12 protein-coding genes are annotated in these 12,416 nt (G+C 73.7%); 7 read left to right on the top strand and 5 right to left on the bottom strand.

Going from position 1 to position 12,416, the window contains the following annotated elements; all coding sequences use genetic code 11:
• Positions 1-139: 139 nt before the first annotated feature.
• From ABZX11_RS09505 to ABZX11_RS09485, 5 genes are all read left to right on the top strand, one after another.
• The gene (locus tag ABZX11_RS09505) at positions 140-1,768 is read left to right on the top strand and encodes a S8 family serine peptidase (protein ID WP_176174432.1); all 1,629 of its coding nucleotides are present in this window, start codon (positions 140-142) and stop codon (positions 1,766-1,768) included.
• Positions 1,765-2,340, top strand: a complete 576-nt coding sequence (locus tag ABZX11_RS09500; protein WP_176174433.1) for a sigma-70 family RNA polymerase sigma factor — start codon at positions 1,765-1,767, stop codon at positions 2,338-2,340. Before ABZX11_RS09505 ends, ABZX11_RS09500 begins: the two co-directional genes overlap by 4 nt.
• Positions 2,337-2,822 (top strand): hypothetical protein, encoded by a 486-nt coding sequence (locus ABZX11_RS09495; protein WP_354911403.1) that lies wholly within the window; start codon positions 2,337-2,339, stop codon positions 2,820-2,822. The genes ABZX11_RS09500 and ABZX11_RS09495 overlap by 4 nt, the downstream gene beginning before the upstream one ends.
• 83 nt (positions 2,823-2,905) lie before the next feature.
• The gene (locus ABZX11_RS09490) at positions 2,906-5,452 is read left to right on the top strand and encodes a CHAT domain-containing tetratricopeptide repeat protein (RefSeq protein ID WP_354911400.1); all 2,547 of its coding nucleotides are present in this window, start codon (positions 2,906-2,908) and stop codon (positions 5,450-5,452) included.
• 124 nt (positions 5,453-5,576) lie between these two features.
• Positions 5,577-6,188, top strand: a complete 612-nt coding sequence (locus ABZX11_RS09485) for a DUF4232 domain-containing protein (protein WP_354911398.1) — start codon at positions 5,577-5,579, stop codon at positions 6,186-6,188.
• Positions 6,189-6,310: 122 nt separating this feature from the next.
• On the opposite strand, the gene ABZX11_RS09480 is transcribed toward ABZX11_RS09485, so the two are convergent.
• Positions 6,311-7,636: a DUF2079 domain-containing protein gene (locus tag ABZX11_RS09480; protein WP_354911395.1), complete on the bottom strand. Its 1,326-nt coding sequence runs from the start codon at positions 7,634-7,636 to the stop codon at positions 6,311-6,313.
• A gap of 56 nt (positions 7,637-7,692) precedes the next feature.
• A complete protein-coding gene (locus ABZX11_RS09475; protein ID WP_354911392.1) occupies positions 7,693-9,030 on the bottom strand; it encodes a HAMP domain-containing sensor histidine kinase in 1,338 nt (445 codons plus the stop codon).
• A gap of 66 nt (positions 9,031-9,096) precedes the next feature.
• On the opposite strand from ABZX11_RS09475, the gene ABZX11_RS09470 reads away from it, so the two are divergent.
• Positions 9,097-9,933 (top strand): maleylpyruvate isomerase N-terminal domain-containing protein, encoded by an 837-nt coding sequence (locus ABZX11_RS09470; RefSeq protein ID WP_354911390.1) that lies wholly within the window; start codon positions 9,097-9,099, stop codon positions 9,931-9,933.
• On the opposite strand, the gene ABZX11_RS09465 is transcribed toward ABZX11_RS09470, so the two are convergent.
• Genes ABZX11_RS09465 through ABZX11_RS09455 form a run of 3 tightly spaced genes read right to left on the bottom strand, consistent with a single transcriptional unit; the run spans position 9,930 to position 11,806 of the window.
• Positions 9,930-10,505, bottom strand: a complete 576-nt coding sequence (locus ABZX11_RS09465; protein WP_354911387.1) for a dihydrofolate reductase family protein — start codon at positions 10,503-10,505, stop codon at positions 9,930-9,932. The two genes, ABZX11_RS09470 and ABZX11_RS09465, sit on opposite strands and share 4 nt — an antisense overlap.
• A gap of 22 nt (positions 10,506-10,527) precedes the next feature.
• Positions 10,528-11,508 carry a small ribosomal subunit Rsm22 family protein gene (locus tag ABZX11_RS09460; protein ID WP_176174440.1) on the bottom strand — a complete coding sequence of 327 codons (981 nt, stop codon included), beginning with the start codon at positions 11,506-11,508 and terminating at the stop codon, positions 10,528-10,530.
• Between the two features lie 28 nt (positions 11,509-11,536).
• A complete protein-coding gene (locus ABZX11_RS09455) occupies positions 11,537-11,806 on the bottom strand; it encodes a hypothetical protein (protein ID WP_176174441.1) in 270 nt (89 codons plus the stop codon).
• 184 nt (positions 11,807-11,990) lie between these two features.
• On the opposite strand from ABZX11_RS09455, the gene ABZX11_RS09450 reads away from it, so the two are divergent.
• Positions 11,991-12,416 carry a YciI family protein gene (locus ABZX11_RS09450; protein WP_354911383.1) on the top strand — a complete coding sequence of 142 codons (426 nt, stop codon included), beginning with the start codon at positions 11,991-11,993 and terminating at the stop codon, positions 12,414-12,416.

Here is a 12,416-nt window from a genome sequence, read left to right as displayed (position 1 = left end):
CAGATACGTCGTCACCCGTTTGCCGTCACCGTTACGCAGTCGTGATGTCCGTGTCGTATCCCGGGTGCGGCCCGCGGGTCTTTCCCGGGTGCCGTTGGTGATCAGTGACGGGGGCAGAGGCAGCAGGAGGGTGGACCCGATGGTCGTCAGGTTCGTGCGAGACGAGACCGCGGAGACAGCGGTGGAGGACGCGAGCACGCTCAACGAGCTCCCGGCCCCGCCACGGCAGTTGCTGGACCGGCACGGCGCGCGCGTGCTCGACCCGGCGACGGCCGTCGTGGCCGCCGGGCAGCCCGCCCCGCGGACGACGGTGTACCGGCCGGGCGTGTTCCTGCTGCCCCAGCGGTACCTGCGTGACCAGGGAACACTGGCGTCGATCAACCGCGTGCTCGCCCGCATCGGCGTCGAGGCCGTGCCGGCCGACCGCGGCGACTACCAGGAGTACGACCGCGTCCGGCAGCTCGACGACCTGCCCGTCCGCGCCCTGCTGCGGGTGCGCGAAGACACCGAACCGGTCGTCGTCGACTGCTGGCGGGCGCTGCAGCTGCTGCGGTCCGCCGCCTCGGGGGAGAAACCGGAACTGGACCCGGCGGTCGTCCGGGACATGTCCGTCGAGCACCTGCTGTTCACGACGCCGGTGTTCGGCGGGGTGCCGTGGGAGACCAGCGGCCTCGGTGGCACGCCGTGGGAGACCAGCGGGTTCGGCGCGGGCAGCTCGTACGGGCGCACCCGCGGCGCCAACCGGATCCCGGTGACGCTGGCCGCCGCCCCGCCCTACCGCAGCCCGAAGCCGGCCCACCGGCGGCCGGTGATCGCCGTGCTCGACACCGGCATCGGCCCGCACCCGTGGTTCGGGCTGGCCGACCGCTCCGGACCGCCGGCCGCCGGTTCCGGGCTTGCCGTCGCCCCGGGCATCCAGGCCGCGATCCTCGCGAGCGAGCTGGGCGCCGGCACGACCGTCGCCACCCAGCTGCTGACCGACTACTGGGACGCGCCGACGACCGGCCAGCCGCTGATCGGCGACGTCGACACCGACACCGGGCACGGCCTGTTCATCGCCGGCATCGTCCGGCAGGCCTGCCCCGAAGCCGACACCCTGGCCATCCGCGTGGTGCACAGCGACGGCGTCGCGTACGAGGCCGACGTGCTGCTCGCGCTGCACCTGCTGGCCGACCGCGTCCGGAACGCGCAGGCGGACAACCGCCCGCAGGACATGGTCGACATCGTCTCGCTCTCGATGGGCTACTACCTCGAGGACGCCGCGGACGTCGCCTTCACCGGCCAGTTCGCCGCGGTGATCGCGGAGCTGCTCGGCCTCGGCGTGCTGGTCGTCGCCGCGGCGGGCAACGACGCCACCACGCGCCGGTTCTACCCGGCGGCCTTCGCCGACCAGCCGCTCGGCGGCGGCAGCGGCCCGCAGGTGATCAGCGTCGGGGCGCTCAACCCCGACGTCGGCACGAGCAAGGCGCTGTTCTCCAACGAAGGCCCGTGGGTGCACTGCTGGGCCACCGGCGCCGGGGTGGTCAGCACCTACCCGACCGACGTCCGCGGCACCGCGGCCGCCGACCACGAGGTGCCGGGCTTCGGCCGCAACTCCTTCGACCCCGACGACTACAGCGCCGGCTTCGCGGTCTGGGACGGGACGTCGTTCGCCGCGCCGCTCGCCGCCGCCGAGCTCGGCAAGGCGCTGCTGCAGTCGGGGGACCTGGCCACGGTCGACCGGGAGACCGTCGTCAAGCGGGCCTGGACCGCGCTGGGCTCGCTGTGAACGTGGCCAAGACCGACCACGCTCGCGTGGCGAGCCTGTTCGACGCCGCGCGGGAGGGCGACCGCGCGGCGCTGGACGAACTGGTTTCCCTGCTCACGCCGTTGCTCTGGCAGGTGGCGCGCGACCAGGGACTCGACACCGAGCACGCGGCCGACGTCGTGCAGACGACGTGGCTGCGGCTGCTCGGTTCGTTCGCGGAGATCCGTTCGCCGGTCGCGCTGACCGGCTGGCTGATCACCGTCACCAAGCGGGAGGCCTGGCGCACGGGGGAACGCCGCCAGGCCGAACGGCCGCTGCCGGAACTCCCGGAGCGGCTGGTGGAAGCCTCGCCGGCACCCGAGGAGGGGGTGCTGCGCGAAGACCAGCGCGTGCGGTTGTGGCGCGCGGTGGACAACCTGCCCGAACGCTGCCGCAGCCTGCTGCGGATCGTGGCGTTCGTGCACCGGCCGGACTACGCCGAAGTCGGCGCCCGGCTGGGAATGCCGAGGGGGAGTATCGGCCCGACCAGGGGACGCTGTCTCGCGCGCCTGCGTGAGCAGCTACTCGCCAACGGCGAAGGAGATTGGCTGTGACCACCGTCGAACCACCAGGCGCGAACGAGCCCTTGGACGAGCTCGACTTCCGGCTGCTGGCCGGCGTGCGCGAGCTGTGGGAAGACGCCGACCCGATGCCTCCCACGCTGGTGGACCAGATCCGGTTCGCGATCCGGCTGGAGGTCGTCGACCTGGAGGTGATGCGCATCCGGGAAGAGGAGGCGCTCGCGGACGCGCGCAGCGCGGCCGAACAGGGCAGGCTCATCACGTTCGACAGCGAAAGCCTGACGATCATGGTGAACGTGAGCCCGGAACCGGGGGGCACGATCCGCCTGGACGGCTGGCTGACCCCGCCCGCCGAGCACCCGATCGAGGTCCGCACCGCAACCGGCCCGCTGACGACGACATCGGACGCGGAGGGCCGCTTCGCGGTCGGCGGCGTGCCGCACGGGATGGTCCAGGTGCTGGTCCGCACGGTCGGCCGGTCGAGGACGGTGAGCACCCCGGCCATCGAGCTGTAGTTTTCGAAGGTTTCGAAGCTGCCTGATACCTCTGACTCGGAGGTACGATCCGGGGCGTCCTTCCCCGGCCGAAAGGGCAGCCCGTGGTCGCGTCGCCGAGGGTCGAAGACCGGGTCCGCGACCTGCACCGGCGGGCGGTCGCGGCGACCAACAACGGCCAGCCCGTCGTCGGCGGGCGGCTGATCCGGTCCGCCGCGCGGCTGCTCGGCCTGCCCGCCGCGGCGCCGCCGCCCGCGTGGCCGTCCTGGCCCGACCTCGCCACGCGCGTGCTCGGGACGTACGCGGCCGTCGAAACGGCGCTGGGCAACAGCACCCGCGGCCTCGCCCTGCTCGACGAGGCCGACGTCCTCGTGTCGGACGCCGGGCGCGGGATCCTGCGCCAGCAGCGCGGTCTCGTGCTCATCCTGATCGGCCGGATGGACGAAGCCCTGACCTGCTTCGACGAAGCCATCCCGCTGCTGCGGCAGGCCGGCGAGTTCGTCGTGCTCGCCAGGACCCTGCTCAACCGCGCGATGCTGCACCAGTACGCCGGGCGCGTCCGGCTCGCGCTCGCCGACCTCGACCAGTGCGAGCAGATCGGGGCGAGCCACCCCGACGAAGAGGGCCTGGCCAGGATCTTCGCCAAGGCCGCGCACGGCCGCGGCCAGGCGCGCGTGCTCACCGGCGACATCCCGGGCGCCCTGCGGGACTTCGACGCCGCGAGCGGGTTCTACGCCGAGCAGAGCGTCGGGATGCTGCCGGTGCTGGCCGTCGACAAGGCGCGGGCGCTGCTGGCCGCCGGGCTGCCGCACGAAGCCGCCGCCGAGCTGGACGCCGCGCTCGAACAGTTCCCGCGGCTGCGGATGAACCAAGAACACGCCGAGGCCGAGCTGACCAGGGCGCTGGCCGCGCTGGCGAGCGGCGACCCGGCGGCCGCGCGGAGCTGGGCCGGCCGGGCCGAACGCCGCTTTCGCCGTCGCGGCAACGAAACCTGGGCGGCGGTGGCGCAGCTGACCGTGCTGCGCGCGGACTTCGCGGCCGGGCGGCGGATCTCCCGCGTCGGCACGGAGGCGACCGCGCTGGCCGGCCGGCTCACCGCGCTCGGCCTGCGCAACGACGCCGAGATCGCGGGCCTGCTGGCCGCGCGGGCCCGGATCGCGCTCGGCGACCTCGACGGGGCCCGCGCCGGGATCGCCCCGCGCGACCGCCGGACCGCGCCGCTGGAGAACCGCCTCGTGCGGCGGCTCGCGCTGGCCGAGCTGGGCGCCGCGAGCGGCCACCGGCGCATGACGTTCGCCAACGCGCGGGCCGGGCTCACGCAGCTGCAGCGGCACCGCAGCCGGTTCGGCAGCGTCGACCTGCAGACCGGGACGACGTCGCTGGGCAAGGAACTCGCCGACGCGGGACTCGCCGCCGCGCTCGCCCAGCGCTCGCCGGGGGTGGTGTTCCGCTGGCTCGACCGTTCGCGCGCGCAGGCGTTCCGGTTCCGGCCGGTGCGCCCGCCGGCCCACCCGGAGACCGTCGACGCCGTCGCCGAGCTGCGGTTCCTCTCGATGCAGGTCCGCGCGGGCGAGCTGGCCGGGAAGCCGGACAGCCAGGCCGTGAAGCGGTGCGCCGCGCTGGAACGGGAGATCCGCGCGAAGGGCTGGCAGGCCGAAGGCGTGGCCGCCGACCACGCCGAGGCGAAGCTGCGTGAGATCGGCGACGAGCTCGCGGAGACCGGTTCGGCGATGGTCTGCTTCCTCGCCGACCGCGGCGCGTTGTGCGCGCAGGTGATCGCGAACCACCGGGTGGCGCTGGTCGAGCTCGGGACGGCGACGGCCGTGGCGGAGCCGGTCGCGCGGCTGCACAGCGACCTCGACGCGTTGTGCGGGCGCCAGCTGCCGCCGCAGCTGGACCAGGTCATCCGCCGTTCGGTGCGCACGCAGGTCACCGCGCTGGACGCGATCCTGCTGGCCCCGCTGGCCTCCCGGCTCGGCGACCTCGACGTCGTCGTGGTGCCGACCGGCGCGCTTTCGGCGATCCCGTGGGGGCTGCTGCCGACGTTGCACGGCCGCCCGGTGACGGTCACGCCGTCGTCGTCGGCCTGGTTCGACGCGGGCCGCCGCTCCGGCGGGGCGGCCGGCGCGCCGCTGCTCGTCGCGGGGTCCGACCTCAGGCACGCCGAAGCCGAGATCGCCCGGCTGGCGCCGCTGTACCCGGACGCCGAGGTGCTGACCGGCCCGGACGCGACGGTCGCGGCCACGCTCAAGGCGTTCGACGGCTGCCGGCTGGCCCACTTCGCCGCGCACGGCCACCACGAGCGGGAGAACGTGCTGTTTTCGCGGCTCAACCTGGCCGACGGGCCCCTGATGGCCTACGACGTCCAGCAGCTGGCGACGGCTCCCGAGCAGGTGGTGCTGTCCTCGTGCGACGTCGGCCAGACGGTGGTCCGCGCGGGCGACGAGGTGCTGGGGTTCACCGCGGCGCTGCTCTACGGCGGCAGCCGAACGGTGGTGTCGAGCGTGGCCCGCGTCGACGACCGCACGGCGGGCGGCGTGATGCTGGCCTTCCACAAGGCCCTCTCGGCGGGCACACCCCCGGCGCGCGCCCTGGCGGACGCGGCGCGCGCGGAACCGCTGATGCCGTTCGTGTGCTTCGGCCGCAGCTGACTCCCTTTCCGACGCCCGGCGGTCCCGCGGGTTGCGCTGCGGTGATCGATGGCATCCCGGCGCATCCCCGAGGGGGCGCCGGACATCTCTCCCGGTGAGGTCATTCGACGCAGGGAGGAACGTCATGCTCGGCAAGCGCATTTCGGTCGGGGTCGCGGCGGTCGCGGGAGCGTTCGCCCTCACGGCCTGCGGGTCAACCGGCTCCGCGCCGGCACCCGCCGCGAACGGCAGCACGGGCGCCGGTGCCGCCGCGGCCCCCGCTCCCGCCGGGCAGGCCGCGCCCGCCGCGGCGAAGACGTCCGGCACGCCCCGGTGCACGACGGCCGACCTCTCGGTCTCCCTCGGCAAACCGGAGGAGAAGAGTCCTGGCCAGTACGACCTTCCGCTGACCTACCGGAACACCTCGGACCACCCGTGCGCCCTGCACGGCGTCCCCGGCGTCGACCTCGTCGGCCCGGACGAGCCGACGTTCGGCCCGGTGTACCACCTGCCGCGCGTCGACAACGGCGTCAAGGACAACGAGGTGACGCCCGGGACCACGGCGTCGGCGACCGTCACCGTGCTGACCCCGGCGGAGGGCGGGGCGTCCTGGACCCCGGCCGAGCTGACCACGATCCCGCCCGGCCAGACGCAGCCGCTGAGCGTGAAATGGCCCGCCGACCTGCCGGTCCTCCGCCAGGACGCGACCACCCACCCGGGGTCGTATGTCAATGGCATCCTGGCCGATCCGGCCTGACATCACTCGATCGAGTGAAGCGTGGGGCCGCGCGTCATTCCTGGCGTGGCACCCCCTCTTCCTCGGTGCGGCGGTAACCGGCCGGCACGCCCCCCGACTGGCCGGTTACCGCTGCGAGTTCCCTACTCACGGTGGAGCAGCACGACGGCGTCCGTCCCGGCCACGCGCTCGTACCCCGTGCTCTCCAGCTCCGCCAGCGCCGCCTCCTTCGTCGCGAGGGTCGTCGGCCAGGACTGTTCCGGCTGAGCCACCACCACCCACTCCGGCCGCTGGTCCGTCACCCCGTCGAAGAACCGCACCGTGCAGCGGGACGTCAGCCGCGGGGCCAGCCGGTTGGACGCCAGCACGGTCGCGCCGTCCGGGATCCGCGCCAGGACCGTGTCGATCCCGGCCCGCTGCGCCGGTGTCCAGACGCCGTCGGTCAGGTGCGCCGCCTGCAGGCCGAGCGAAGCCAGCCCGGCGACCACCGCGCACACCGGCAGAAACCGCCTGAAGCCACCGATCCGCCGGGCGCCGTGCACGCCGGCGAGGAACACGACCGGCATCAGCACCGCGCTGTAGTGGTAGCCCATGCCCCAGTAGCGGTCGTTCGCCGAGACCAGCCGCCACACCAGCGTCGGCACCGCCAGGACCAGCAGCGGCGACCGCACGGCCGCGAACGCCGTCGGTGCCAGGAGGGCCAGCAGCATCGAGACCTTGACGATCGCCCCGCCGAACGGGGTGAAGCCGCTGCCGTGCGCGTAGGCCCCGGCGGGGTTCAAGGCCGGCAACACGACCAGGAACAGCAACGCCGACGTCGTGACGCCGAAGCCGGCCACCGCCCAGCCGAGCCGCTTCTGCCGGTTGAGCACCAGCACGACACCGACCGCGGCGAGCGTCAGCGGCAGGTCCTCCTTGACCAGCACCAGCGGCAGCGCGCACCAGACCGCCGCCCGCCACCGCTCGTGCAGCAGGTGTTCGGCGGTGAACGCCAGCATCGGGACGGCGAAGCAGACCTCGTGGAAGTCGAAGTTCACCGCGGACAGCAGTCCCCACGACAGCACGTACCCGGCGCCCACGAGCGCACCCCGGCGCGCGCCGAGGAGCTCGATCGCGCAGCGCGTCACCGGCACCGCGGAGAGCGCGAACAGCAGCGCCTGCGCGACCAGCAGGCAGCCCGGCGACGGCCAGAGCAGGTAGAACGGCGCCAGCAGCGCCAGGATCGGGTGGAAGTGGTCGCCGAGCGTCGGGAAGTCCGCGCCCAGCAGGTCCGACACCGGCCAGCGCCCGTGCGCGTATGACCGCACCGCCTGCTCGAAGATCCCCAGGTCGAACCCGCTCGCGTCGAATGTCCGCAGCCGCTGCAGCGACCAGGTGGCGTACCCGGCGAAGGCGACCGCGGCGACGACGTAGGGGACCGCGCGGCTTTCGCGCGTGCGCGCCGGAGCCGGCGCGAAGTCGATCAGCATGGCGGGATGTTCTTGGGGCCACGCTGAACCGGAGCTTAAGCGAGCTGAAGAGGTCTTCAGGCAAGCGGCAGGCGCAGCTCCAGGCACCCGCCGGACGTGCTTTCGGCGACGCGCAAGCTGCCGCCGTGCGTCCGGGCGATCTCCGCGGCGATCGCCAGCCCCAGCCCGGAACCGCCGTCGTCCTCGCGGGCGCGGTCGGCGTCGAGGCGGACGAACCGGTCGAAGACGCGCTCGCGGTGCTCGGCCGGGATGCCCGGGCCGTCGTCCCGGACGGTCAGCACGGCGTCGCCGCCTGCCTCGTCGAGGGTGATCGTCACGCTGCTCCCGGCGTGCCGCTCGGCGTTGTCGGCGAGGTTGCGCAGCAGGCGTTCCAGCCGTCCCGCGTGCCCCCGGACCACCGGGTTCGCCTGGAGTTCCGTGCGCACTTCGACGCCGTCGCGGGGCAGCCGCGCGGCCAGGTGCCGGGTGACGAGGTCCCCGAGCGTGATCCGCGCGGCCCCGGCCGGCTGGTCGGCGTCGAGCTTGCTGAGCAGCAGGAGGTCCCCGGTGAGCGTCTCCATCCGCGAGACGTCCAGGACGGCGTTTTCGATGCTGTGGCGCCAGTCGAGCCGGTCGGGGTGGGCGAGCTGGACCTCGAGCTGGGTGCGCATCGACGCCAGCGGCGTGCGCAGCTCGTGCGACGCGTCCGCGGTGAACCGGCTCTGCCGCCGCACGGACTCGTCGAGCCGGGCGAGCATCGCGTTCATCGTGACGGCGAGTTCGGTGATCTCGTCACCGGAGTCGGGCACCGGCACGCGGCGGCCGAGGTCCCGCGCGCGGATGCCGTCGACCTCGGCCCGGATGGCCCCGACCGCGCGCAGCGACCGCCGCACGGCGAACCAGGCGACGGCGCCGACGAGCAGCGCGGCCGCCGGCACCCCGCCCCAGAGGATCCGCCGGGCGGTGGCCACGGTCTCGAGGCCGACCGGGTCCAGCCGCTCGCCGGCCGCGACCTGGTGGCGGCCGTCGTTCGTCGCCCGGCCGGCGTACTCCTGCCCTTCCTCGAGGCCGTACGGCATGACGATGACGCAGTCGGGGCCGTAGATCTGGACCACCTGGTCATCGGGGAGCCGGTCGGGCCTGCCGGTCGAGCAGCGGTTCATGACCTCGGTGTTGATCATGTAGCCGCCGCCTTTTTCGTACCGCTTCGGGATGTCTTCGGGGGCGACCCCCGAGTCCAGCAGCGCGACGAGCGCGTCGACCTTGTCGCTCGCCCGCGCCCTGGCGTTGTTCACGAGACCGCTCTGCAGCGTGCTCACGAACCAGTACGACCCGAGGCCGAGCACGAGCGCCGACGCGAGGGCGGCGAAGAGGGCGACCCGCCACCGGGTCGACCGGGGCAGGATCCGGACCACGTCCCCGAAGATAACCGCACCTTGGAAGACCCGGGCCGGCCCGCCCGCGGGCTAGCGTCGAATGCCGTGACAGTCGAACGGTGGCACCGGGTGCGCGCGGCCCTGCCCGAGGTCGGCGGCCGGTTCGCGGACCTGCTGACCGGCGTCCCGGACCCGCACCGGCGGGCGCTCGGCGCGTGGACGATCGGCGAAACGGCGTCCCACGTGGGCATGATCGCGCTGATGTACACGGCGATGATCCGCGGCGACGGCGGCCCGCTCCCGCTACCGGGCCTGGCCGAGCCGATCGACGCGGCGAGCGTCGACACGATCTCCCGGCTGAACGCGATGGCCCTGGAGCTCTACCCGGAGCGCGACCCGGTCCGCCTGGCCGCGCGGCTGCGCGCGGACATCGCCGAGGTGCTGCTGGTCAGCGCGGACCTCGACTCGGAGAAGCCGGTGTGGTGGCTGGGCGGCTCCCGCGTGCCGGTCGCCGGCGTGCTCGCGCACCTGGTCAACGAGATGCTGCTGCACGGCCTCGACATCGCCCGCGTCCTCGGCAGGCCGTGGCGCGTCCCGGCCCGGCTGGAGGCCCTGTTCCTGGAGCTGTTCCTGTTCGGCGTGGCGCGCAACGACATGGGCCGCCTGCTGGCCGACGCGACGCCGTCACCGCGCCGGATCGCGGTGGAGTTCCGGTCGCGGTACACGACCCCGGCGGTACTGGCGCTCCAGGACGGAAGGCTGCGCTGCGAAGAGCCGGACGGCACGGCCGACGTCCGCCTTCGGTTCGACCCGTCGATGCTGGTGCCGATGATGTTCGGCCGCGTGTCCCGCGTGCGCGCGGTGCTGACTGGAGGCGTCCGCATCGGCGGCCCGCGGCCGTGGCTGCTGCCGGAGTTCCTGCGGACGGTCCGGATGCCTTAGTTCAGCACGCGGTACGTCAGGTGCGTCGCGTTCGGTGTCTCCTGCACCGCCGTGCGTTCCAGTCGCACGTGCCGTCCGGTTTCGGCGTCGAACAGCCGGACACCGGTGCCGAACAGCAGCGGGACGACGTGCAGGCGCAGCTCGTCGACCAGGCCGGCCAGCAGGAACTGCCGCAGCGTCGTGCCGCCGCCCATCAGGAGGACGTTCTCCTCACCCGCCGCGGCTTTCGCTTGACGCAGCGTGCTTTCGAGGCCGTCAGTGACGAACGTGAACGTCGTCGGGCCCTTGACGACGGGTTCGTGCGGCCGGTTCGTGACGACGAAGACCGGCTTCTTGAAGGTGCCGTCGTCACCCCACGGCTCGACCCCGACGTCGAACATCGAGCGGCCGACGACGAACGCGCCAGTGCCGTCGAAGAGCTTGGCCGCGACCGCGGCGTCGGCTTCGGTGCCCTCGAACATCCAGTCGTGCAGCAGGTTGCCGTCCCGGCCGAGCCGGTGGTCGGTGCTGGTGTCCGGGCCCGCCACGATGCCGTCCGCCGACATGCTGATCTCCGCGATGACGTTCCCCATGGGCCGCCACCCTGCCAGCCGGTCAGGCGGAAGGCCAGCCGTCGCCCCACTCGGCGTCCCGGGCCGCTCGGTACCGGGGGCCCTGCTTCTTCGAGACGGCGACGGCCGGTGCCAGGCCCTCGGTCGTGCACAGGTCGAGCGCGACCCAGCCCTTGTGCTTCTTCGGGTGCCGGATGATCCGCGCGTCCGGCCGCTCGGGCACGGTCCGCGACGCGACGACGTAGGCGAACTTCTCGTCCTCGAAGCCGAGGGTGCCCGCCTTGAGCTTCCGGTGCAGCCCCGAGCGCGGCAGCCGGGCGGCGAAGTGGCACCAGTCCTGCCCGGCCACGATCGGGCAGGCGGCATCGTGCGGACACGGCGCGACGACGTGCAGGCCGAGCTCGACCAGCTGCGCGCGGGCGGCCCGGATCCGTTCGAAACCGGCGGGCGTGCCGGGTTCGATCAGCGCGACGGCCCCGGCCTTCGCGGCCAGCCACCGCACGACGTCGGCCCGGGTGGCGTCGGGCAGTTCGCCGAGCACGTAGGACAGCGTGACGAGATCGGCGTCGGGCGCGGGCGAGGAGGGATCGACGAGCCCGCGCCGCCACTCGGCGTCCCGGACGGCGGCCCGCCCGGAGCCGGCGGCGAGCCGCTTGCCGAGCCCGATGGCCCCGGCGACCTGTTCGAGCACGGTGCAGCGGTCGAGCGACGGCCAGACGTCGGCGGCCGCCCAGACGGCGGCGCCGGTCCCGCCGCCGACGTCGACGTGGGTACGAGGTGCGAAGCCGGGAGTACGCAACGCGGCTTCGGCGAGCACGGCGTGTACGGCGGCGTAGGTGGCGGGCATGCGATAGCCCGCGTACGCGGCGACGTCGACTTCGGAGCCGAGGATGGGCGACGTGGCCGCGTCGCCTTGGCGGTAGCGCGCGCTGAGCCGGTCGACGGACTGGGTCAGCCGGGCCAGGGGGTGCCGGGCCAGCTCGTCGTCGAGCGCGGAGGAGAGATCATCGGGGAGTACCGCCACGACGGGCAGATTAGCCGGGGCCCGGCCGTCACCAGGGCTTGGCGTCGCGGTTCCGGGCCCAGCGCCACGCGGCCGCCGCGCCTTGCCGCAGCAACCGGCCGGCCTGCGCCAACCGGAGCGGGAGCCGCGGCCGGTCTTCGGTGGCCCGCCAGATCTCGGCGGCGCGGGGGTAGCGCTTCCGCACTCGCCGCAGCGACGTGTCCCAAACCGGGAAGCCGCGCAGGCGAGCCTGGCCGCTCCCGTTCGCCGGCAGCCGGACGATGTACCGGCGCTTCCCCTGCTGTGCGCGCTTCGCCACATCGCCCTCCCCGGTCCACTGCAGCTCGGCAGCTTACCGCCGCGGCCCGCCCGCCCGGCCTGAATCGTCCCCCGGCCCGGCGCTGAGCTGCTACTTTCCGGCCCGGAAAGTTTTTCGCCCGTGGCTGTCGATCCGGGCCGCGGCTGTTCGACGCGTAGGCAGGACCGACCGAGAGGAGACCGCGATGCGGTTCATGGTGATCGTCAAGAGCAACGAAGACTCCGAGGCCGGCCAGGGCCCCAGCGCCGAGCTGCTCGAGGAGATGGGGAAGTTCAACGAAGAGCTCGTCAAGGCCGGCGTGCTGCTGGCGGGCGAGGGCCTCACGCCGAGCTCGCAGGGTGCGCGGGTCGTCTTCTCCGGCACCGAAGAGCCCAAGGTCGTCGACGGCCCGTTCGCCGAGACCAAGGAGCTCGTCGGCGGCTTCTGGATCCTGCAGTGCCGCGACCGCGAAGAGTGCATCGAGTGGATCAAGCGGATGCCCAACCCCGACGGCCACGCCGGTGAGGTCGAGATCCGGCGCGTGGCCGAGGCGTCGGACTTCGAGAACATGACGCCGGAGGTCGTGGAACTGGAAGGCCGGCTGCGGGCGCAGTCCGCCGGACAGGCGTGA

The sequence above is a fragment of the Amycolatopsis sp. NPDC004169 genome (assembly GCF_040610315.1).
Lineage (GTDB): Bacteria > Actinomycetota > Actinomycetes > Mycobacteriales > Pseudonocardiaceae > Amycolatopsis.
Note: the sequence above shows the minus strand (reverse complement) of the source record. Positions and strands in the feature narration are given on the sequence as shown.